Annotated in this window: 17 protein-coding genes and 1 pseudogene; 9 read left to right on the forward strand and 9 right to left on the reverse strand. The window is 60.4% G+C overall.

What is annotated here, in order from left to right; genetic code table 11:
- Positions 1-80: 80 nt before the first annotated feature.
- Positions 81-1,406 carry a tRNA (N6-isopentenyl adenosine(37)-C2)-methylthiotransferase MiaB gene (miaB, locus tag FBX99_RS24285; RefSeq protein WP_144929870.1) on the reverse strand — a complete coding sequence of 442 codons (1,326 nt, stop codon included), beginning with the start codon at positions 1,404-1,406 and terminating at the stop codon, positions 81-83.
- Positions 1,407-1,538: 132 nt separating this feature from the next.
- On the opposite strand from miaB, the gene FBX99_RS24290 reads away from it, so the two are divergent.
- Positions 1,539-1,868: a DUF1820 family protein gene (locus tag FBX99_RS24290; protein ID WP_024780849.1), complete on the forward strand. Its 330-nt coding sequence runs from the start codon at positions 1,539-1,541 to the stop codon at positions 1,866-1,868.
- 181 nt (positions 1,869-2,049) lie between these two features.
- Here the strand turns inward: FBX99_RS24290 and FBX99_RS24295 are convergent, their stop codons facing one another.
- The 4 genes from FBX99_RS24295 to FBX99_RS24310 form a co-directional block, all read right to left on the reverse strand.
- Positions 2,050-2,604, reverse strand: coding sequence for a tetratricopeptide repeat protein (locus FBX99_RS24295; RefSeq protein ID WP_144929871.1), 555 nt, complete (start codon positions 2,602-2,604; stop codon positions 2,050-2,052).
- A 217-nt stretch (positions 2,605-2,821) separates the two neighbouring features.
- On the reverse strand, positions 2,822-4,105 hold the full coding sequence (hemL, locus tag FBX99_RS24300) for a glutamate-1-semialdehyde 2,1-aminomutase (protein ID WP_144929872.1): 1,284 nt from the start codon (positions 4,103-4,105) through the stop codon (positions 2,822-2,824).
- Between the two features lie 23 nt (positions 4,106-4,128).
- Positions 4,129-4,755, reverse strand: coding sequence for a thiamine phosphate synthase (gene thiE / locus FBX99_RS24305; RefSeq protein ID WP_145133158.1), 627 nt, complete (start codon positions 4,753-4,755; stop codon positions 4,129-4,131).
- Between the two features lie 45 nt (positions 4,756-4,800).
- Positions 4,801-5,598, reverse strand: coding sequence for a hydroxymethylpyrimidine/phosphomethylpyrimidine kinase (locus FBX99_RS24310; RefSeq protein ID WP_144929874.1), 798 nt, complete (start codon positions 5,596-5,598; stop codon positions 4,801-4,803).
- A gap of 301 nt (positions 5,599-5,899) precedes the next feature.
- Between FBX99_RS24310 and FBX99_RS24315 the strand changes: the two genes are divergently transcribed.
- From FBX99_RS24315 to FBX99_RS24330, 4 genes are all read left to right on the forward strand, one after another.
- Positions 5,900-8,284, forward strand: a complete 2,385-nt coding sequence (locus FBX99_RS24315; protein ID WP_144929875.1) for a hybrid sensor histidine kinase/response regulator — start codon at positions 5,900-5,902, stop codon at positions 8,282-8,284.
- Positions 8,285-8,357: 73 nt separating this feature from the next.
- Entirely contained in the window at positions 8,358-10,007 is a 1,650-nt protein-coding gene (locus FBX99_RS24320; protein ID WP_144929876.1) for an acyl-CoA dehydrogenase family protein, read from the forward strand.
- 209 nt (positions 10,008-10,216) lie between these two features.
- Positions 10,217-11,716 (forward strand): AMP nucleosidase, encoded by a 1,500-nt coding sequence (gene amn, locus FBX99_RS24325; RefSeq protein WP_178112047.1) that lies wholly within the window; start codon positions 10,217-10,219, stop codon positions 11,714-11,716.
- A gap of 139 nt (positions 11,717-11,855) precedes the next feature.
- Positions 11,856-12,422, forward strand: a complete 567-nt coding sequence (locus FBX99_RS24330; RefSeq protein WP_178112055.1) for a pseudouridine synthase — start codon at positions 11,856-11,858, stop codon at positions 12,420-12,422.
- Here the strand turns inward: FBX99_RS24330 and FBX99_RS24335 are convergent.
- Together FBX99_RS24335 and FBX99_RS24340 are read right to left on the reverse strand one after the other, a co-directional pair.
- Complete coding sequence (locus FBX99_RS24335; protein WP_144929879.1) at positions 12,417-12,626, reverse strand: DUF2788 domain-containing protein; 210 nt, start codon at positions 12,624-12,626, stop codon at positions 12,417-12,419. The genes FBX99_RS24330 and FBX99_RS24335 overlap by 6 nt on opposite strands.
- Before the next feature lie 341 nt (positions 12,627-12,967).
- Positions 12,968-13,447, reverse strand: coding sequence for an Lrp/AsnC family transcriptional regulator (locus tag FBX99_RS24340; protein ID WP_144929880.1), 480 nt, complete (start codon positions 13,445-13,447; stop codon positions 12,968-12,970).
- A gap of 433 nt (positions 13,448-13,880) precedes the next feature.
- On the opposite strand from FBX99_RS24340, the gene FBX99_RS24345 reads away from it, so the two are divergent.
- On the forward strand, positions 13,881-14,885 hold the full coding sequence (locus FBX99_RS24345; RefSeq protein WP_144929881.1) for a DUF6515 family protein: 1,005 nt from the start codon (positions 13,881-13,883) through the stop codon (positions 14,883-14,885).
- Positions 14,886-14,945: 60 nt separating this feature from the next.
- On the opposite strand, the gene FBX99_RS24350 is transcribed toward FBX99_RS24345, so the two are convergent.
- Positions 14,946-15,839, reverse strand: a complete 894-nt coding sequence (locus FBX99_RS24350; RefSeq protein ID WP_144929882.1) for a cation diffusion facilitator family transporter — start codon at positions 15,837-15,839, stop codon at positions 14,946-14,948.
- 28 nt (positions 15,840-15,867) lie between these two features.
- On the reverse strand, positions 15,868-16,287 hold the full coding sequence (locus tag FBX99_RS24355) for a polyribonucleotide nucleotidyltransferase (protein WP_144929883.1): 420 nt from the start codon (positions 16,285-16,287) through the stop codon (positions 15,868-15,870).
- A gap of 98 nt (positions 16,288-16,385) precedes the next feature.
- Here FBX99_RS24355 and hrpB point away from each other — a divergent pair, with 98 nt between their 5' ends.
- From hrpB to FBX99_RS24370, 3 genes and pseudogenes are all read left to right on the forward strand, one after another.
- On the forward strand, positions 16,386-18,887 hold the full coding sequence (hrpB, locus tag FBX99_RS24360) for an ATP-dependent helicase HrpB (protein ID WP_145133161.1): 2,502 nt from the start codon (positions 16,386-16,388) through the stop codon (positions 18,885-18,887).
- Positions 18,888-18,955: 68 nt separating this feature from the next.
- Positions 18,956-20,428 (forward strand): annotated as a pseudogene (locus tag FBX99_RS24365) (site-specific integrase).
- 82 nt (positions 20,429-20,510) lie between these two features.
- Positions 20,511-21,842: a hypothetical protein gene (locus tag FBX99_RS24370; RefSeq protein WP_144929886.1), complete on the forward strand. Its 1,332-nt coding sequence runs from the start codon at positions 20,511-20,513 to the stop codon at positions 21,840-21,842.
- Positions 21,843-21,871 lie beyond the last annotated feature (29 nt).

Below are 21,871 nucleotides of genomic sequence, written 5' to 3' on the forward strand. Positions count from 1 at the left end.
AAGGCGGTGTGTCAGACAGCTCAGTGTTGAATTCCAAACCGCTTTCGCGAGCAAGCCCGCTCCCACAGGTGAGTGCTTTACTAGAGCAACGAGCCGCGCAGGGAGTGCGGTTGCGCGGAGTCGATGTGCACGTCGGCGAACTGGCCGATCAGGGCCGGGGTGTCGCAGCGGAAATTGACGATGCGATTGTTTTCGGTCCGGCCTTGCAGCTCGCCCGGGTCTTTTTTCGAATAATCGGTGACCAGAATCCGCTGGACGGAACCGACCATTTGTCGGCTGATCTCGAAACCCTGCTGGTTCAGACGATGTTGCAGGGCATTGAGCCGTTCTTTTTTCAGCTCTTCGGGGGTGTCGTCCGCCAGGTCTGCCGCCGGGGTGCCGGGGCGCTGGCTGTAAACGAACGAGTAGGAGAAGTCGAACCCCACGTCTTCGATCAGCTTCATGGTCTGTTGGAAGTCTTTCTCGGTTTCGCCGGGAAAGCCCACGATGAAGTCCGAACTGATGCAGATCCCCGGCACCGCTGCCCGCAGCTTGCGCAGTTTGGATTTGTATTCCAGCGCCGTGTGGTTGCGCTTCATGGCGGCCAGGATCCGGTCGGAGCCCGATTGCACCGGCAGGTGCAGGTGCTTGACCAGTTCGGGGACCTCGGCGTGGGCGCGGATCAGGCTGTCGGAGAACTCCAGCGGATGGGAGGTGGTGTAGCGAATGCGATCGATGCCGTCCACCGCCGCCACCACGCGGATAAGCTCGGCGAGGTCCGCCAGCCGTCCGTCGTGGGTCAGGCCGCGATAGCCGTTGACGTTCTGCCCCAGCAACGTCACTTCCCGCACGCCGTTTTCCGCCAGGTGGATGATCTCGGCGATCACGTCGTCGAAAGGGCGGCTGACTTCTTCGCCCCGGGTATAGGGCACCACGCAGAACGTGCAGTACTTGCTGCAGCCTTCCATGACCGAGACATAGGCGCTCGGGCCATCGATACGCGGCTCTGGCAGGTGGTCGAATTTTTCGATTTCCGGGAACGAAACGTCCACCTGCGGCAGCTTGGTGACACGGGCCGCGTCGATCATCTCCGGCAGCCGGTGCAGGGTCTGCGGGCCAAAGACCACGTCCACGTAGGGGGCACGGTCACGAATGGCGGCGCCTTCCTGGCTGGCCACGCAACCGCCTACGGCGATGACCATTTCCGGATTGGCCAGCTTCAGTTCGCGCCAGCGGCCGAGCTGGGAATAGACCCGGTCCTGGGCGCGTTCGCGGATCGAACAGGTGTTGAGCAGGATCACGTCCGCGTCTTCGGCGCGTGCAGTGACTTCCAGGGCCTGGTGTTCACCCAGCAGATCGACCATGCGCGAGCTGTCGTACTCGTTCATCTGGCAACCGTGGGTTTCGATGTAAAGCTTCTTGGCCATGGAGGGGTCATCACGTGATTCAAAGAACCGCGCATTATAGGGAACAAGTCCCGCGGTTCCTACCGCTGTGCGAGCAGTGGCTATGCTATAGTTCGCGCCCTCATTTTTACCTGCCGATGTGTTTCGCCCGCCATGACCAAACGTGAAGCTCCAATCTACAAGGTGATTTTCCTCAATCAGGGCCAGGTGTTCGAAATGTACGCCAAGCAGATCTATCAAAGTGATCTGTGGGGCTTCCTGGAAGTGGAAGAGTTCGTCTTTGGCGAGCGCACGCAAGTGGTCGTCGACCCGAGCGAAGAAAAGCTCAAGGCCCAGTTCGAAGGCGTGGTGCGCAGCTTCGTGCCGATGCATTCGATCGTGCGCATCGACGAAGTCGAGCGCCTGGGCACCCCGAAAATCAGCGAAGCCCGCGGTACGGTCGGCAATGTGATGCCGTTTCCGATGCCGATGCCTGAGAAGTAAGACCAGACGCTAAAAGAATGAAGCCGAGCAGTACCTGTGGCGAGGGGATTTATCCCCGTTGGGCTGCGGAGCAGCCCTAAGATTTTGTACCTCGGTGGGTCAGGCTAATGGCATCGGCTGTTGGGGCTGCTTTGCAGCCCAGCGGGGATAAATCCCCTCGCCACAGCAGGCCGGGGTAGATTCAGGGCAGCGGCGAGAAGGGCGTACGCCCGTCGGCGTTCTGCAGTTCCATCAGGTATTTGCGGAAGATTTGCCCCAGCACCTGGGTCGCCACTTCCAGTTCGTCACGAGGCATCTGCTCGGCGACTTCGTCGGCGGTGTCCAGCGCATCTTCAGCGCCGTTAACGGCCGCCATCTTCAGCACGATGTAGGCCTGGACGTTATTGGCGGGTACGCCTTCGCCATGGAAGAACATGCCACCCAGCTTGAATTGCGCCTGGGCATGGCCCTGCAGCGAGGCTTTTTCGAAATAGTTGAGGGCTTGCTTGAGGTCCCGTGGCACGGCCTTGCCTTCGTAGTAGAACTCGCCCAACTCGTATTGCGCTTGTGCGTCACCGGCATCCGCTGCTTTTTGACAGGCGTCGAGTGCCGGTGCGAGATCTTGTGGCTGGGTATTGAGCGTGCAACGGCCCACCGCCGGGATCAACAACGAGTTGCCGCCTGCCTGTGCATTCGCGAGCAGCGGCTGAAGGAGCAACAGGCAGCCCAGGGCAAGGGTGCGGCCGGTGCGGTTCATGGGAATCGACTTACCTCTGAGGGGCGCGCGGACCCTCCGGGGGATCCAATAAGCGCGCATTATGAAATAAGCAGGGCCATCCTTACAAAGTCTTTACTCGTTTTTCTGCTCCCAGAGCATGTCGATGGCTGCTTTATAGATCAATACGTAGGAAAAAAGACAAAGCGTGTCGTTAATCACTGACGCCGGCGTCAGCCAGCGTCAGTTATCCACAGGCTTATTTCATAGCGGCGAAGGCCCGTTCGGCCGCGTCGAGGGTGATCTTCAACTCGGCCTCGCCATGGGCGATGGAGGTGAAGCCGGCTTCGAACGCGCTCGGCGCCAGGTAGACGCCGCCCTCAAGCATCAGGTGGAAGAAGCGCTTGAAGCGATCCGCGTCACTGGCCATCACGTCTTCGAACGTCACGATGTCGTCGGCGCCACTGAAGTACAGGCCGAACATGCCGCCGGCCTGGGTGGTCACGAACGGGATGCCGGCCGCATCGGCGCGAATCTGCAGGCCGTCGAGCAGGCGGGTGGTGAAGTCGGTCAGCTCGGCATGGAAGCCGGGTCGGCTGATCAGGCGCAGCGTGGTCAGGCCGGCGGCCATGGCCAGCGGGTTACCCGACAGCGTGCCGGCCTGGTAGACCGGGCCCAGTGGCGCGATGCATTCCATGATGGCGCGCTTGCCGCCGAAGCAGCCCACCGGCATGCCGCCGCCGATGATCTTGCCGAAGGTGCTCAGGTCCGGCGTCACGCCGTAGTGGGCCTGGGCGCCGCCGAGAGCGACACGGAAACCGGTCATCACTTCGTCGAAGATCAAGACCACGCCGTGTTTATCGCACAGGCTGCGCAAGCCTTCGAGGAAGCCTGGCGCCGGCGGTACGCAGTTCATGTTGCCGGCCACTGGCTCGACGATGATGCAGGCCACTTCCTGACCGACGTCGGCAAGCATCTTTTCGACCTCTTCGAGATCGTTGAACGGCAGGGTCAGAGTGTGCTTGGCGAATGCCGCCGGTACACCGGCCGAGCTCGGCACGCCCTGGGTGAGCGCGCCGGAGCCGGCCTTGACCAGCAGGCTGTCGGAGTGACCGTGGTAGCAGCCTTCGAACTTGATGATGCTGTCGCGGCCGGTGTAGCCCCGCGCCAGGCGGATCGCGCTCATGGTCGCCTCGGTGCCGGAGCTGACCATCCGCACCATTTCCATCGATGGCACGATGGCGCAGACCAGGTCGGCCATTTCGGTTTCCATGGCAGTCGGGGCGCCGTAGGAGAGGCCGTGTTCCAGCTGCCTGCGCACGGCGTCCAGCACGTCCGGGTGGCTGTGGCCCAGGATCATCGGACCCCAGGAACCCACGTAATCCACATAGCGCTTGTCGTCTTCGTCCGTTACATAAGCGCCTTCGGCGTGTTTGAAGAACAACGGGGTACCGCCGACGCTCTTGAACGCACGAACGGGCGAGTTCACACCGCCGGGGATATGTTTTTGGGCGTTGGCAAACAGGGTTTCGGAACGGGACATGGTCAGTCTCTCGAAAACGGAAATTATTTGATCTTCAACAGATCGTTGAATGCGCGGGCACGGCGCGTCACTTCATGAGTGCTGTCGGCGCCGAACAGGCCATGGACCACTGCCAGCACATCGACACCATGGGCCACCAACGGGGCGGCGTTCTCCAGGGTGATGCCGCCGATGGCACATATCGGTACATGCAGTTTGAGGCGGGCTTGTTCGAGCAGTTCAAGGTTGGCGCTGGGTGCACCGGGCTTGGTGTTGGAATTGAAGAAGCGGCCGAAGGCGACGTAGCTCGCGCCTTCGGCGGCGGCCCGCGCAGCCAGTTCCAGGCTGGCGTGGCAGGTCGACCCGATGATCGCCTTGTGCCCGAGCAATGCCCGCACCGGCGCCAACGGCCCATCGGTTTGTCCCAGGTGCACGCCGACGCCCAGGCGCGCGGCCAGTTCGGCGTCGTCGTTGATGATCAACCGGGTCTTGTAGCGCTCGCACAGGTCACGCAGGGCTTCGGCTTCGCGCAGGCGTCGGGCCTCGTCGCTGCTTTTATCGCGGTATTGCAGCAGGGTGACGCCGCCTTCCAGTGCCGCTTCTACGTAGGCGAGGAATTTACCGGCCAGCAACTGGCTATCAGTGATGGCATAGAGGCCACGTAATTTCATTCCACTGCCCTCTGTTTCTGGCAAAAAATGTGACTGGCAAAAATGTTACGAGCAGAAATCCAGCGGCAGGCGACGTGGCACGAACTGGCCTTTGCCCAGTTTTTCGGCATCGCGCAGGGTGCGCCAGGTGTAGTCCAGGGCGCTGCGCACGGCGCTGGCGAGCTGTTCGCCCTGGGCCAATCGACCGGCCAGGGCGCTGGCCAGGGTGCAGCCGGAACCATGGTAGCTGCCGGGCAAGCGCTGGCAGGTAAATGTCTCGCGGCGACCGTCACGGCTGTACAGGCGATTATGGACTTCATGTTCGTCGCCATGCCCGCCGGTGATCAACAGGTGTTTGACGAAGGGCAGCAGTTTTTCGGCGCACTCATCGGCGCTGCCCTCGGGCAGTTCGGCGAGGATGCGGGCTTCCGGCAGGTTCGGGGTGGCAATGATCGACAAAGGCAACAGGCGTTCGCGCATGGCATAGCCGACTTCATCCTTGCCCAGGCGACCACCGCCGCCGGCGCGCAGCACCGGGTCGCAGACCGTCGGCAAATGCGGATGCGCCTGGAGCAGTTCGACCACGGTGTCGACCATCTCCAGGGATCCGAGCATGCCCAGCTTGACCGCCGCCACCGACGAATCGTTGAGCACGGCATTGGCTTGCGCCAGGACCCACTCGCGATCGAGTACGCGGAAGTCGCTTACGTTCACCGTGTCTTGCACGGTTAGCGCTGTAACGGCCGGGGCGGCATGGCAACCCTGGGCGAGCAGGGCTTCGATATCTGCCTGCAAGCCGGCGCCACCACTGGGGTCGTGGCCGGAGAGACAGAGGACAACGGGACGAGAGCTGTAGATATTCATGGTGCGCGAGCTTACCACCAAACCTCTTCGGTCGGCGCCACCGTTAAATTTCCCGGCCATTGGGTAAGCGTGTGCCGACGCAGCGTGGCTCCTTGGCTCGAAGCAACAGCTCTATCTCAATGCTTTGCTCTGGAACGCCCGTTCTAGAGCCTTCTGTCGGAGAAATTTCAATGGTGCAAGTTGGCCATCAACGGCTATGCTAAGGATGGATCCAACTCAATAACAGGTAATGCCGGCTTTACGTCTACTCAGGGAATGGGGGGCTTCCTGACTCAACCGGACAGGCCACGCTGGGGCTTAAATGCGCTATTTGCTGATGTTGCTGCTGTGCTTGTCCCCCCTGGCAAGTGCCCTCGAATTCGATGAGTCCACCCAAAGCCTGCCGCTGGGCCAGGCGCTGCAAGTATTCGAAGACGCAAATGGCACCGCCACCATCGACGACGTGCTGGCCGAGGCCGCAGCCGGTCGCTTCAAGTCCCAGGACAAGGAAACGCTGAATGCCGGTTACTCGCGGTCGGCGTTCTGGTTGAAAATCGACCTTCACTACCGCCCACACAATGTGGATGCCCAGCGCACCTGGTTGTTGGAGCTGGCCTATCCGCCATTGGATCACCTCGATCTGTATCTGCCTGATGTCGGCGGCGTTTATCGCCTGGTCCGCCAGACCGGCGATGCGCTGCCGTTCGGCGCCCGGGAAATTCGTCAGAACAGCTACCTGTTCAGCCTCGATTTTATCCCCGATCAGCACCAGGTCGTTTATCTGCGCCTGCAGAGCGAGGGATCGATCCAGGCGCCGCTGACGCTCTGGTCCAGCACTGCTTTTCTCGAACAGCAGCCGGTGCGCTTGTATGTGCTGGGGATCATCTATGGCGTACTGCTGGGCATGCTGGTGTACAACCTGTTCATCTACCTCAGTGTGCGGGACACCAGTTACCTCTATTACATCGTCTACATTGCCTCGTTCGGCCTGTACCAGTTGTCGGTCAACGGTGCCGCCGCCGAGTATTTCTGGCCGGACAATCCCTGGTGGACCAACGCCGCGACACCGTTCTTCATTGGCTGCGCGGGCCTGTTCGGCAGCCAGTTTGCCCGCAGCTTCCTGCAAACCGGCCAACATAGCCGTTGGCTCGATCGCCTGCTGTTGGGGCTGATCGTCTTCAGCGCAGGGGTGGTGGGGCTGTCGCTGATGGCCAGCTACGCCCTGGCACTACGCCTGGCGACGGCGTTGGCGCTGGTGTTCACCGTGGTGATTTTTGCCGCCGGCCTGTTCGCCTGGTGGCGTGGGCTGAGGGTGGCGCGTTACTTCATCATTGCCTGGTCGGCCTTCTTGCTGGGAGGCATCGTCAACACCCTGATGGTGCTTGGTTACCTGCCAAATGTGTTCCTGACCATGTACGCCAGCCAGATCGGCTCGGCCATCGAAGTGGCGTTGTTGTCCCTGGCCCTGGCCGACCGCATCAATGCCATGCGCGAGCAACAGGCCCAGACCCTGCTGGATGCCGGGCAGAAGCTGGAAGTGCTCAACCAGCAACTGGCCCATGGCAACAAGCTCAAGGACGAGTTTCTCGCGACCCTGACCCATGAACTGCGCACGCCCATGAATGGCGTAATTGGCTCGCTGGAGTTGATGGAAACCGTCGAGATGGACGAGGAACTGACCCAGTACCAACAGACCGCCGCTGGTTCGGCGCGGGATATGATGCGCATGGTCAACGGCATGCTGACCCTCACGGAATTGCAGGCCGGCAAGCTCAAGGTCAATCCGGCGCCGTTCAGCCTGCGCGGGGTGATCGATGTCCTGCAGGTGCAGTTCGCGGCCACTGCCCAGGCCAAGGGCCTGGATTTCAAGGTCGAGATGGCGCCGGGGCTGGCGGATCGACTGCTTGGTGACAGCTGCAAACTGACCCAGTGCCTGGAATGCCTGCTGGACAACGCCATCAAGTTTACCCGGGTGGGCGGCCTGGCCCTGCGAGTCAGCGGCAAGCCAATGGAACATGATCGCTGGGGGGTGTCCTTTGCCGTGACCGACACCGGGATCGGTTTCACCGACCTGGGCGAGGCGACCTTGTACCAGCGCTTCTTCCAGCTCGACGGCTCCATGACTCGTGAGTACGGCGGCCTGGGCGTGGGCCTGGCGATTTGCAGGCAACTGGTGGGCTTGCTGGGCGGACGCCTGACCCATTCCTCCGAGCCCGGGCGCGGCAGCCGTTTCCAGCTGGACATCGAGTTTGAAATGGCCTTGCCGATGCCGGGCCCCACGCCGTTTCCGTTCAACAGAAGGCACGGTAGCCGTCAGCCCCAGGACTGTACGGTGTTGCTGGCCGATGACGACAGCATCGATCAACTGGTCATGCGCGGCATGCTGCTCAAGCTGGGCTACCGGGTGCGCACCGCCGACAGTGGCCATGGGGCGCTGGAGATGTTGCGGAACGAGCGTTTCGACGCTGTAGTACTCGATTGCCAGTCGCCACCGTTGGACGGCGTGTCGGTCTGTTGCCAGATCCGTACCCTGGCCGGCTGTGAGGATTTGCCGGTGCTGGTGGTCGCTCCGAACCTGGACCCGAATGGTTGCCCGGCGGGCGCGTTGGTCGATTACCTGGGTAAACCAGTGAAATTCGAGGTTCTGCAGGCGATTTTGCAGCGTCGTGTGTTGTGTCCGAGACAGGGTGAAAGCGCCGACATTTAGGCGGGTATGACACTTTGTTAAGCCTGGAGGCGGTGCTTAACTGGTTCCTGCTGGCCGACCGAGGAGCCCCGTCATGAACCTGCACCAGTTCGCCGAAACCCACGATGTCACCAATCAGCCGCCCTCCCTGGACGGCGCCAATCTGTACCGCATCGACTTGCCACTGCAGCAATGGTCACAGCGTTTCGGTGCCGGCTGGGCCCAGGCACGGATCGATGAATACGGTGGGTTGGCCGGTGGGCCGCTGATGGAGGCAGGGTTCCTGGCCAACCAGAATAAGCCGGTGTTTTCCAGCCATGACCGCTATGGTCATCGCATCGATCTGGTGGAATTTCATCCGGCTTATCATCAGTTGATGCGGACCGCCATCGAACATGGCCTGCCCAGCCTGCCCTGGGCCCATCCGCAACCCGGTGCCCACGTGGCCCGGGCTTCGATGACGTATCTGCACAGCCAGGCCGAAGCCGGCACGGGCTGCCCGCTGACCATGACCTTTGCCAGCGTCCCGGCGCTGCGCCTGCAACCGGATCTGGCCGAGCGCTGGCTGCCGAAAGTGCTCGCCACCGAGTATGACCCGCGCAATGTCGGCATGGCCCACAAGACCGGGGTCACCCTTGGCATGGCCATGACCGAGAAACAGGGCGGTACCGATGTGCGGGCCAATACCACCAAGGCTTTTCCGGTGGGCGCCCGGGGGCCGGGCCAGGCCTATGAACTGGTAGGCCACAAGTGGTTCTGTTCGGCGCCGATGTGCGATGCCTTCCTGACCCTGGCCCAGACCGACAAGGGGCTGACCTGTTTCCTGCTGCCGCGCCATCGTCCGGACGACACCCGCAACCAGTTCTACATCCAGCGCCTGAAAAACAAGCTGGGCAACTGTTCCAATGCTTCCAGCGAAGTCGAGTTCCGCGGTGCCCTGGCCTGGATGGTCGGTGAGGAAGGGCGAGGCGTGCCGACCATTATCGAGATGGTCGCCATGACCCGCTTCGATTGCATGGTCGGCTCCAGCGCCCTGATGCGCCAGGCGCTGACCCAGGCCAGCCATCACTGCGCTCATCGCACCGTCGGCGGCAAGCTGTTGAGTGAGCAGCCCTTGATGCAAAACGTGCTGGCCGACCTGGCGCTGGAAAGCGAGTCCGCGTTGGCCTTGAGTTTGCGCATGGGCCGGGCGCTGGATCATTTGAGTGACGAGCACGAAGCCAAGTTCGCCCGGCTGGTGACGGCGGTTGGCAAGTACTGGATCTGCAAGCGCGCCCCCGCGATGATCAATGAAGCCGCCGAGTGCATGGGCGGTGCCGGGTATGTCGAAGACAGCATCCTGCCGCGCCTGTACCGGGAGGCGCCGGTCAATTCGACGTGGGAAGGTTCTGGCAATGTGCAATGCCTCGACGTGTTGCGAGCCCTGTCCAAGGAGCCCGGGGTGCTTGAGGTGCTGTTCAGCGAATTGGGTGACGGTCATGGCGATAAACGCCTGGCTGGCCATATCAATCAACTGCATGGGACGTTCAAGGACACCGGCGACATCCAGTACCGCGCCCGACAGTTGACCGAAGACATCGCCGTGGGCCTGCAAGCCCGGTTGTTGCTCGAGGCGGGGAACAGTGAGGTCAGCGATGCTTTTATTGCCAGCCGCCTGGGCTCGACTGGTCGGGTCTACGGTGCCTTGCCGCGAGGCCTGAATGTGGAAGCCATCGTGACGCGCTCGACCCCGCAGGGTTTCTGAAAGTCTGCGACAAGCACCACCTCCTTGTGGGAGCGAGCCTGCTCGCGAAGGCGTCGGCACATCCAGCATCGATGCAAGCTGGCCCACCGCTATCGCGAGCAAGGCTCGTTCCCACAGGGGGAATGGTGTGCGCGACAGGCTGCGGGTGCCTTCGGTCAGGGTGGGTGTCCAACACGCCACTGTTCCCGTAGGGCGACGATGCAGGCAAGATGAAAGCCTGCAAGTCAGAACACAGGAAGCTGATCGTGACCGAAGCGTTTATTGTCGTTCAAACCGCCGAACAAGCCGTGGATCGCCTGGCGGCCCTGCACGAGCGTGCGACCACCGCGTTGAATCAGGCGCTTATGCGCTACCTCAAGGACCGCATCGAGCCGGATGCCGAGCAACGTGCGCTGTTTCGTTATCCGGCCCTGCGCCTGACTTATCACTGCCACGGCGAAGTTCCGCAAACCACCCGCGCTTATGCCAAGGTCCAGTTGCCGGGTACCTACAGCGTCACCGTCACCCACCCTGCCGCGTTCCGCAAATACCTGCTCGAACAACTGGTCCCACTGATGCATGACTTTACCGTCACCGTGGAAGTGGGTGTCAGCGAGCAGAACATTCCCTACCCCTATGTAGTGGAGCAGGGTGATGAACTGGCAGGTTCCGGTGTGACGGCGGCGGTGCTGGCGCGGGTATTCCCCAGCACCGACCTGTCGGCCGCCACCGATGGCATCGCCGACGGCCTCTACGATTGGGAGAACACCGACCCGCTGCCCCTGTCGCTGTTCGACGCGGCCCGCGTGGACTTTTCCCTGCGCCGTCTGGTGCATTACACCGGCAGCGATTGGCGGCATGTGCAACCGTGGATTTTGCTGACCAACTACCATCGCTATGTCGACCAGTTCATCGTCCATGGCCTGGAACAGTTGCGCAGCGATCCGCGCTTCGTGCGCATGGTCCTGCCGGGCAATGTGATCATCGACAAGCACATGGACCACAGCGAAGCCTCGGCCATCGCCGCCGGCGTGGTCTGGCACCGCTACCAGATGCCGGCCTATCACCTGCAAGCCAACGACGGCCATGGCGTGACCCTGGTGAACATCGGTGTCGGCCCTTCCAATGCCAAGAACATCACCGACCATCTGGCCGTGCTGCGACCTCATTGCTGGCTGATGATCGGTCATTGCGGCGGTCTGCGGCAGTCCCAGACCATCGGCGACTACGTGCTGGCCCACGCCTACATGCGCCGTGATGGCATCCTCGACCGGGTGGTGCCACCAAACATCCCGATTCCCGCTCTGGCAGAAGTGCAACTGGCGCTGCAGCAAGCCGCGGCGAATATCACCGGCGAAAAAGGCGATGAGCTGAAGAAACGCCTGCGCACCGGCACCGTGCTGACCTACGACGACCGCAACTGGGAGCTGCGCTGGGCTCAGGAGCGTCCGCTGATCAACCTGTCTCGCGCCGTGGCGGTGGACATGGAAAGCGGCACCATCGCCGCCCAGGGGTATCGTCTGCGGGTGCCCTATGGCACGTTGCTGTGTGTCTCGGACAAACCGCTGCACAGCGAGATCAAGCTGCCGGGCTCGGCCAACGCGTTCTATGAACGGGCGGTCAACCAGCATCTGAAAATCGGTATCGAGGCGCTGGACCTGCTGCGCACCGAGCTCAATTCGTTGCACTCGCGCAAACTGCGCAGCTTCGACGAGCCGCCGTTCCGCTAATACGGCGGTGGTTATTTAGCGGTCAGGCCACTAGCATTGGCGGCCCTGACCGTTAGATGTTGTATCCGCCATGTCCCGTCCTCCACGCCCTGCTTCCCGTCGCCCTGGCGCGAAGCCTCCAGCCGCCGCGCCGCGCCGTGTGGCGAAGGCGGCCCCGGCCGAGCCGAAGCTGATTCTGTTCAACAAGCCTTTCGATGTTCTGACCCAGTTCAGCGATGGCGAGGGGCGGGCGACGCTCAAGGATTTTATCGACATTCCGGGCATCTACCCGGCCGGGCGGTTGGATCGCGACAGCGAAGGGTTGTTGTTGCTCACCAACGACGGACAGTTGCAGGCCCGTATCGCCGACCCCAAGCACAAACTGGCCAAGACCTACTGGGTACAGGTGGAAGGTGAGCCGAGCGGCGAGCAACTTCAGCGTCTGCGCGAAGGTGTCGAGTTGAACGACGGCATGACGCTGCCCGCCGAGGCGCGACTGCTGGAGGAGCCGCAGCTGTGGCCGCGCAACCCGCCGGTGCGCTTTCGCAAAAGCGTGCCCACGAGCTGGCTGGAACTGGTCATACGCGAGGGGCGCAACCGTCAGGTGCGGCGGATGACCGCAGCCGTGGGGTTGCCGACGTTGCGGCTGGTGCGGGTCAGGATTGGCGATTGGACAATCGAAGGGCTTGACCAGGGCCAGTGGAAAGAGGTCCCGGCGCGCCTATAGCGCCCCGGACTCGATCAGGCCGATCACCACGCTCTTGATGACGAACGCCGCCACGCCGAGCCCCAGCACGAAGAACAGGATGAACGAACCGAAACGCCCGGCCTTGGACTTCTTCGCCAGATCCCAGACGATGAAACCCATGAAAATGATCAGGATGCTGACCAGGCCGGTCATCATCCACTCTTCGAAAACGACAGGATCCATCGAAACACTCCGGCGTGGGCGGGGTTGAAAAGGCGGGGCGAGTATACGGCATGGGGGGAGAGCGAGGGATTGGCCTGCGGCGGTGTGTCGCAGCTATTCATCGCCGGGCCGCCATCATCGTCGGATCGCCGCCCGGAGCGGGCTCGCTCCTACCGTTGAATGCCGTTGATCAGAAAATCTGGATTTACCACAACCCCCTGTGGGAGCGGGCTTGCTCGCGAAAGCGGTGGCTCAGCTTGCATTGATGGTGAATGTGCCGACGCCTTCGCGAGCAAGCCCGCTCCCACACTGGTCCGGGGATCGATGCGACATCTGCGGACGGCGATCCGATGATGGGGCCTTCAGTTGCGCAGATGGGTCAACGGCAACTCGGTACTGCTGAGCACCTGGTTCAGCACGAAGCTCGAGCGCACGCTGGTGACGCCGTCGATCCGGGTCAGGTGGCCCAGCAACAGTTTCTGGTAGTGGTCCATGTCCGGCACCACCACCTTGAGCTGGTAGTCCGCGTCCATGCCGGTTACCAAGCTGCATTCCAGCACCTGCGGCAGGTTGCGAATCGCGGCTTCGAAGTTTTCGAAACGCTCGGGGGTGTGACGGTCCATGCCGATCAACACGTAGGCGGTCAGGCTCAGTCCGAGCATTTTGCGGTCGAGCAATGCGACTTGGCGAGTAATGTAACCGTCGTCTTCCAACTGTTTGACCCGCCGCGAACAAGGCGAGGGTGACAGCCCGATGCGCTCGGCCAGTTCCTGGTTGGAGATGCGCGCGTCGCGCTGCAATTCCGCCAGAATGCTAAGGTCGTAACGGTCGAGTTTGCTCATCGGTCGGGCCTTTATCCTGTTAATTGCGTGGGATTATCTATCCGAGGGTAAAAATTGCGCAAGCGATGTTTAATCGAGCAATCTTCGCAATCATTGGTCGCCGCCCAGAGCCTATTCTTATCACCAAGATCACTGCTCGGACAGACAGTCCAATGCAGCCCGCCCAAGCAGGCCGGCTGCGGTCGCGGCACCCACCGGTGCCTGGTAGCCAGACAGGCCACCCATGACCCCCGAGCTGCACACTGTCCAGAAGACGGCGTGAGGTGAGCCGACGTCATAAGCGTCGAGCACGGACGAAATTCTCAAGGGGAGGCCGACGGGTCTCCCTTTTTTAATGCCTGCGAAATAAACCTCGTGGCTGATAATCTGTCGCAGAACCGGCCTGGGCTTTCCCAGTCTTATCATCAGGCCCTGAACCGTTGTGAGGAATTTCATGAAGTCGCGCATCTGGCGTTTGGCAGGTGTTGGTCTGTTGTGGGCAAGTGTCAGTGCGCAGGGAATGGCCGACGATCAGCAAAACCGTGGCGGCCCGGATGGCAATCGCGGCCCGGATGGGCGCGGTGGCAATGGCCAGGGTTACTCGGGCCAGCCGCGGCCGCAGAGTAATGAAATCATTCGGGGCGACAACAGTCGTCAATTCGAGGTCAGGCCGCAGCACCCGGACGGACAACACTACGGTCGTCCACCGCAGGACCCCAACGCTCACGGTCGTCCGCCGCAGCCACCGCCCGGCAACAACCTGCCGATCCAGGGGCGGCCCGACAGCGTGACCCAGACCCGCGAACCGCAACCGGGGTATTACCGCGATATCCCTCGGCGCAACGATGGTTATCCGAACGCAGGTCCGCGACCAGACCATGACGGTCGTCCCGGTCAGCATTGGCCTGGTCGGCCGGATGGGCATGGCAACGGTTGGGGCCCGGGGCCGGAATACCGCCCGGGTTATGTGGTCGACCATTTCCCGGATCGCAATTACCGCGTGCCCTATCGCGGCCAGGACTATTTCTATTCGGGCGGCTATTGGTATCGCCCGCAAGGGCCGCGTTACGTCGTGGTCGCGCCACCGCGGGGCATCCGCACCCGCTACTTGCCCGATTACGCCCGGGAAGTGTGGATTGGCAGTTCGCTGTTCTTCCTCGCCGCCGGCGCATATTACATCTACGAAGCCAACACCCAGGATTATGTCGTGGTCGATGCGCCGGTCGCCAACCCGCAGCCGCAACCTCAGGGCAACAGTTTCGATGTGGTGGCCTATCCGGCCAACGGTCAGTCGCCCGAGCAGGTCAATCAGGATGGTTATGACTGCTATCGCTGGGCGGTGCAGCAGAGCGGGTTCGACCCGCGCAACTACACCTACCCGCCGGCACCGGAAGTGGTGCAGACCTATCGCCAGGCCCAAGGCAGTTGCTTGAGCAGCCGTGGGTATCAGGTTCAGTAGCAGCCACAAGCTGCAAGCTTCAAGCGGCAAGTAAAAGCTGATGGCGATTCTACTTGCCGCTTAAAGCTTGCAGCTTGCAGCTGTCCTTACTGGATCGGCATGCACCAGCACTTCGGCCTTCGGGTAGGCACGGTGGATGGCATCGGCGGCCTGGTCGCTGAGGCCGTGGGCCACTGACAAGGTCAGCTCCCCCGGCAATTCCAGATGCAGCTGCACGAACCAGTGGTTGCCGGAAATCCGTGTGCGCAGGTCATGGGCACCGAGTACACCGGGCACGGCGCAGGCCAGCTCCAGCATGTGCTGGCTGACATCGGGTGGCAGTTCTTCGTCCATCAGCACGGAGAAACTTTCCCGGGCGATCTGGATGGCGCTCCAGAGAATGTAGGCGGCGATGCCCAGGCCGAACCAGGCGTCGAGTTGGTACCAGCCGAACCCGGCCAGCACCAGCGCCACCAGGATGCTGCCGTTGAGCAACAGGTCGGAGCGATAATGCAGTGAGTCGGCGCGCACGGCATTGGAGCCGGTGGCGCGGATGACCCGATGCTGCAATGCCAGCAGCGCCAGGGTCAGGGCCAGAGAGAACACGATCACACCGACACTGAGCCAGGGCGCCTCCACCGGCACCGGGCTTTTCAGACGCTCGCCTGCCTGCAGGGCAATCAGCACGGCGCTGCCGCCGATGAACAGCGCCTGGGCCATGCCGGCCAGGGACTCGGCCTTGCCATGGCCGTAGCGATGATCGGCATCGGCGGGGCGCAAGGCGTAATGCACCGCCAGCAGATTGAGCAGCGAGGTGACGCCATCCAAAGCCGAGTCGGTCAGGCCGGCGAGCATGCTCACCGAACCGCTCAGCCACCAGGCCAGGGCCTTGGCGATAATCAGGATCGACGCCACGGCCACCGAGGCGCGGGTGGCCAGGCGTAGAAGACGAGCGTGTTCGGTGCTGGTGGTCATGGCGCGGTCGTTCCTTCAGTGGCGCCCGTTATGCGGCCGGCTTGAGTCCGAGGGCGGCCAGTTGCTGTGCGCTGCCCTTGTGTTGGATCAGCCGAGGATCGTCCAGGGGAAAGCTGCGGCCCAGTTCGCTTTCCAGGATGGCCTGCAGTTTATGGTTGTCGACGCTGCCGTCAGGGTTGATGGCCTGTTTGAGTTTTTCCGGCGCGACCTGGGCGGTCTTGCCCGGTTCGAAGTAAATGGCGCCGGTGGCGAAGTCCACTGCGAACGCGATCAGGCCGGGGATGATGTAGAACAGCAGGCCGACGGCGTCGAGCGCAGCAATGGCCGGGTCGATCTTGCCGTCGATCTGGCCGCGACGGTCCGGGTAGAAGATCGAGCCACAGGCACTGATTTGAGTCAGCAGGGAGGCGACCAGCACGCCACCGATCACGCGAAAGGGAATACGCATAGCAATCTCCTGAGCAGGTAGTAGAGGCGTTACTGGTTGGAGTCCAGACCACGCTAAACAGTTCGCCGTTATACTCGGCCCTCTGTTTTGGAGCCAGCATGATTTCTTTGCCGATCGATGAAGTTTTACCCGTCCTGCGCCAGGCCCTGGCATCGCGCCACGAAGCCGTGCTCGAAGCACCGCCCGGTGCCGGTAAAACCACCCGTGTTCCCCTGGCCTTGCTGAACGAGCCCTGGCTGGCCGGACAGACCATCCTGATGCTCGAACCCCGGCGCCTGGCGGCACGGGCGGCGGCTGAGCGGCTGGCCAGCGAGCTGGGGGAAAAGGTTGGTGAGACCGTCGGCTACCGGATTCGTCTGGACAGCAAGGTTGGCCCAAGCACCCGTATTGAAGTGGTCACCGAAGGGATTCTCACGCGCCGCTTGCAGGACGATCCGGCGCTGGAAGGCGTGGGGCTGCTGATTTTCGATGAATTCCACGAACGCAGCCTCGACGCCGACCTGGCCCTGGCTTTGAGCCTCAACGGCCGGGAGCTGTTTCGCGAAGACCAGCCGCTGAAGATTCTATTGATGTCTGCGACCCTGGAGGGCGAGCGCCTGGCCGGGTTGTTGAACGACGCGCCGATCCTGCGCAGTGCAGGGCGGATGTTCCCGGTGACCATGCGCTGGGGCCGTCCGTTCCAGCCCGGTGAATTCATCGAGCCGCGGTTGGTACAGACCGTACTCCAAGCCCTGCACGATGAAACCGGCAGTGTCTTGGTGTTTCTGCCCGGGCAGGCGGAGATCCGTCGGGTCCACCAGCAACTGGCCGAGGCCCTGGGCGAGGGCGGCAATGTGCTGCTGTGTCCCCTGCACGGCGAATTGGATCTCGCGGCCCAACGTGCCGCCATTGACCCGGCGCCTCCTGGCCAGCGCAAAGTGGTGCTGGCGACCAACATCGCCGAGACCAGCCTGACCATCAACGGCGTGCGGGTGGTGGTCGACGCCGGGCTGGCCCGGGTTCCACGTTTCGACCCGGGTAGCGGCATGACCCGTCTAGACACCCAGCGCATTTCCCGGGCCAGCGCCACCCAGCGGGCCGGTCGGGCCGGGCGCTTGGAGCCCGGGGTGTGCTACCGGTTGTGGTCCGAGGACCAGCATGAACAACTGGCCGCCTACGGTAGCGCGGAGATCCTTTCGGCGGACCTGGCCGGGCTGGCCCTGCAATTGGGGCGCTGGGGCGTGACGCCGCAGCAACTGGTCTGGCTCGACGTGCCGCCCAGCGCCGCCTACGCCCAGGCCCAGGACTTGCTGCAACGCCTGGGAGCGCTGGACGGCGAGCAACTGACCCGCCACGGCCAGGTCATGGCCGAACTGCCGGCTCACCCGCGTATCGCCCATTTGCTGTTGCGTGGCCAGGCATTGGGATTGGCGGATATGGCTTGTAACGTCGCTGCGCTATTGGGTGAACGCGACATATTGCGTGGCGCCGGCGCGGACTTGCACAGTCGCCTGGCCTTGCTGTCCGGCGAAGAACGGGCGGCGCGCGGGGCACAAGGCGGCGTGACACGGGCGCGGCAACTGGCCCGGCAGTATCGTGGTTACTTGCGGGGCAAGGCCGAAGAAGCCGTGGCCGATCCCGATCACCCGCGTTGGCTCGGAGCGCTGCTGGCGCTGGCCTATCCGGATCGGGTCGCGCAGCAACGACGACCCGGCGGCGCGGAGTACCGCCTGGCCAACGGTCGTGCGGCGTTGTTTGCCGAGGCTGACAGCTTGATGAAACAAGCGTGGCTGGTGATCGCCGATCTGGGCAGTCGCCAGGGCCAGCGGGAAGAGCGCATCTATCTGGCAACGGATTTCGACCCGGCGCTGTTCGATTCGGTGCTGGCCGAGCAGGTGCACACGGTTGATCAACTGGATTGGGACGAGCGCGAAGGTGTCCTCCGGGCCGAGCGCCAGCGTAAGGTCGGCGAACTGGTCCTCAGCCGCGAGCCGCTGACCGGCCTGGATGAGTCCGCTCGTAGCCAGGCCCTGGTGAATCTGGTGCGGCGCAAGGGCCTGGAATTATTACCCTGGACGCCAGAACTGCGGCAATGGCAGGCGCGGGTGGCACTGCTGCGTCGACTGGACCTGGACGCCAAGGGCGAAAGCGAATGGCCCGACGTCAGCGACAAAGCGCTGCTTGGCAGTCTTGAACATTGGCTGATGCCGTACTTGGGCCGAGTCTCGCGCCTCAGCCATTTTGCCAACCTGGACTTGTCGAGCATCGTTCACAACCTGCTGCCCTGGCCGTTGCCGCAGCGGTTGGACGAGCAAGCACCCCATCACTTGGGCGTGCCGTCGGGTTCGTCGATCCGCCTGGACTACAGCGAACATCCGCCGATCCTGGCGGTGCGCTTGCAGGAACTCTTCGGCCTGGCCGACACCCCGCGCATCGCCGGCGGACGCCAGGTCGTCAAGCTGCACCTGCTGTCCCCGGCACGCCGGCCGGTGCAGGTGACCCAGGACCTGGCGAACTTCTGGCGCAGCACCTACGCCGAGGTGAAGAAGGATCTCAAGGGGCGTTACCCCAAGCTATTCCATAAGCTTGATCCTTGGGTTGAATCCCTTAACAAAAAATAGTTTGACTGCTCACGTTGTGAGTACATCTCGAAATCTCTAGGATCTGACTCCTTCGTTAAGGGGGAGTCATGGCCTACACCAATCCACGTCACGAAAGCCGTCTGATTATCATCCCGCACCTGCGTGATGCGTTTGCCAGCCTACACGTCAACGAAGCACCTCCTGGGGCGACTGCAATGGAGATCGAAGGGGACAACTCTCTAGTCGTTTTCCAACTCGATGAAGTAGGCAGTGGAAGTGTTCGTGATCTGTTCAATTTTCCATTTTTATTTCATGCGAGCAGAGACCCCTGGCACGAGGCAAATGATTATTTGCTGAGCCTCATGCGGGACAACTCCTCGGTAAATATACGAACGGATGACGTTCGACGCCGTGCCAGTAAATTACTTGACTATCTCTTATAATGTGAGGATAACGATTTAGACTGGCTGGACTTTTCAGGTGCAAGATCTCCACTTCGACCAACCTATAAATATTTTTATCATCTGATTGATGAAGGTGCGCGTAGCAACCAAGTAATTAATCAGTATACCGCGGCGGTCTATCATTTTTATCGGTACGTGTCCGAGAATTGGCATCCCCTTGACATGAAACGAGTCGATACGATCAAACAGGTCCGAATCTTAGTGCAGACTCGTAAGGGGGTGAAGGTTGTTGAAGCTGATAAGAGAAGCCAAACGCGGCGTACCCCTCCTGTTAGTTCGGTGCCATTAGGCTTCGTGCGAGAAGACGGCGAGGATCTTAGGCCGCTATCTAATCTAGAGTTGGGTGTATTTCTGGAAACTATAAATACTGAAAATGAATGGTCTTCAGTTGAGCGTTTGATCCTACTTACCGCACTAATGACGGGCGCCCGCAAGCAAAGCGTGTTGACCATTCGCATGAAGCATCTTAAAGAATTTACAGAGGGCCGGCTCGGCAGGGACGGAGCGTATAAATTGCATGCTGGTCCCCGAACAGGTATAGATACAAAATTCGACAAAGCGCAAATTCTACACTTCCCTAAGCAACTCGCCGACGAACTGGTCGCCCTTGCTGAAAGCCCCCTAATGAAGAAGCGGCGGGGGAAATTCAGGGTCCAACTGGAGGAAAGCCATCCAGGCGTAACCATGGATGAGGATGATATTTATCTATTTCTCTCTGATCAAGGAAACTGCTATTACATGGCAGTAAATGACCCACGCTATCCTGTTGTAAGGTCACCACAGTCGGGGCAGGTTACCGATACGATCAAGCGCAAATTAATTAACAAAGCTCCCAGCCGCTTTCCGAAGGATTTCTCATATCACTGGCTTCGAGCGACATTTGCTTATCAGCTCTATCAGCGCCTGCAGGTATTTGTTCAAAAAGGACTGCTGAAGCCGGGTGAAGATATCGACTTCATCCAAAAGCGAATGCATCATGAATCTAGGCAAACTACCGAGAATTATCTAAAGTTATTTAAAATGACCCAGGAAAAAGTAATTGCCCAAGAGCTGTGGGAGAAAAGTCTGTTCAATGGCAGCTATGAAGTGCTGAATTTGGAGGCGGAAGATCGATAATTTACACTATTACGAGCATCGGCCCGATACGCTGATTATTACTCCAGCTGAGTTGGCTCAGCAGTTTTCCGAGCCGGAGCGCTTGCGCCTTCAATTGTCCGCGAAGGTGAAAAAGAAACCGTTGGATGTTGGCAGTTTAGTTTATTTACTTAGAAGAAGAAATGAAAGCGCGAAGGATAATCGCGGAACGCCGGTTGTAATTAGTTCGTTTGTTGAAAATCGCCGTGAGCTTGTTGTGAGGCTTCTAGAGTCTTTTATAGGATTGCGCGACGCATCGGTGTTGCAATTTTTCAGCAATGCCGAGCGCTTCATCGACTGGGTAGATACGAACGGCTACAAAGAAGCTTTTTTCAGTGAAATGTATGCACAACAAGCATATCGGGATTATACCGCGTATCTTAATCACCAGATAGCACACAGTATTTGGAAACCCACGACAGCCTCGCAGTTTCAAAGCGGAGCCGTGAGACTGATCGAATTATGTTTTCCTGAGAGCTATCACCATATTCTTTCGGGTGCGGTTAAAATAATTCCGGACAGAGGGTCGGAGTCAGCTAATGAAATACATGTTGGGTTGTATAGGGACGTTTGTTTGGCTATTGCCCTACAGTGCGGGTATTTTGTTTTGGCCAACAAGCCGTACCCATGTGTGGTCAACATCAGGGATTATGAAGTCGTAGTATTTCCTTCTTTTCATGGTGCAGTAGGACCCTTCAAGGAATCTCCGCTTTCTTATAATGCAGCTGAGCGTCGTATTGCAACGGTGGAAGAGTATATTTCTGCCTGTGTTAAGCGTGGCTGTAAGCCTGGGGTTAGAAGTAACATCGCCTTTGATTTAGAAAAGACGCGAACTTACCTAGACTCTTCCAATGAAGATGACCGCCATTGGCACCGTCTGCATGTGGCGTATCTTGCTGCAAGAGCTTACACGTGCCTATTTTTGTTGATCACGGGCGCCACGCCAACCGAGCTTGCCCAATTCAGCTACGAAGATGCGCAGGAAGTAGAGAAATCCCCTCTAAAGAAAGAGTTGTCTGCCGTAAAGTTTCGCGCAGGAGGGAAATCGACGACCTATAATGTTGGGCGGAACACTGGCTTGCCGCTTTTGAAAGAATACCTAAAGCTTCGTGAATGGATTTTAAATGGCACAACGCATGAAAGGTTGTTCTTTACCTGCCCCGATGTCACTCAACGTAGAAACTTCCCTACTAGCTTCGCTGAGGTCTCCGTAACTCAAACTGTTACGAAGTTTTACAATTCGATTAGTGGCGTCTTTCTCGATCCGAATGTACCTATAATTTCGGCACGTAAAATGCGGAAACATAAGAGCAATGGAATGCACTCTGCTCCTGAGGAATCCCCGAATTTTCTTACGAAAAATCAAGAAGTTGGAATATTGAAGAGACCTGCATGAGTCGGCAGCTTGTGTTGCACCACACAAAA

It is taken from the genome of Pseudomonas sp. SJZ074, assembly GCF_007828215.1.
In the GTDB taxonomy this organism is placed as follows: Bacteria; Pseudomonadota; Gammaproteobacteria; order Pseudomonadales; family Pseudomonadaceae; genus Aquipseudomonas.

Bases quoted from the DNA above. Each gene is read 5' to 3' on its own strand.
- miaB (WP_144929870.1), bottom strand. From the start codon at position 1,406: ATGGCCAAGAAGCTTTACATCGAAACCCACGGTTGCCAGATGAACGAG.
- FBX99_RS24290 (WP_024780849.1), top strand. From the start codon at position 1,539: ATGACCAAACGTGAAGCTCCAATCTACAAGGTGATTTTCCTCAATCAG.
- FBX99_RS24295 (WP_144929871.1), bottom strand. From the start codon at position 2,604: ATGAACCGCACCGGCCGCACCCTTGCCCTGGGCTGCCTGTTGCTCCTT.
- hemL (WP_144929872.1), bottom strand. From the start codon at position 4,105: ATGTCCCGTTCCGAAACCCTGTTTGCCAACGCCCAAAAACATATCCCC.
- thiE (WP_145133158.1), bottom strand. From the start codon at position 4,755: ATGAAATTACGTGGCCTCTATGCCATCACTGATAGCCAGTTGCTGGCC.
- FBX99_RS24310 (WP_144929874.1), bottom strand. From the start codon at position 5,598: ATGAATATCTACAGCTCTCGTCCCGTTGTCCTCTGTCTCTCCGGCCAC.
- FBX99_RS24315 (WP_144929875.1), top strand. From the start codon at position 5,900: ATGCGCTATTTGCTGATGTTGCTGCTGTGCTTGTCCCCCCTGGCAAGT.
- FBX99_RS24320 (WP_144929876.1), top strand. From the start codon at position 8,358: ATGAACCTGCACCAGTTCGCCGAAACCCACGATGTCACCAATCAGCCG.
- amn (WP_178112047.1), top strand. From the start codon at position 10,217: ATGAAAGCCTGCAAGTCAGAACACAGGAAGCTGATCGTGACCGAAGCG.
- FBX99_RS24335 (WP_144929879.1), bottom strand. From the start codon at position 12,626: ATGGATCCTGTCGTTTTCGAAGAGTGGATGATGACCGGCCTGGTCAGC.
- FBX99_RS24340 (WP_144929880.1), bottom strand. From the start codon at position 13,447: ATGAGCAAACTCGACCGTTACGACCTTAGCATTCTGGCGGAATTGCAG.
- FBX99_RS24345 (WP_144929881.1), top strand. From the start codon at position 13,881: ATGAAGTCGCGCATCTGGCGTTTGGCAGGTGTTGGTCTGTTGTGGGCA.
- FBX99_RS24350 (WP_144929882.1), bottom strand. From the start codon at position 15,839: ATGACCACCAGCACCGAACACGCTCGTCTTCTACGCCTGGCCACCCGC.
- FBX99_RS24355 (WP_144929883.1), bottom strand. From the start codon at position 16,287: ATGCGTATTCCCTTTCGCGTGATCGGTGGCGTGCTGGTCGCCTCCCTG.
- hrpB (WP_145133161.1), top strand. From the start codon at position 16,386: ATGATTTCTTTGCCGATCGATGAAGTTTTACCCGTCCTGCGCCAGGCC.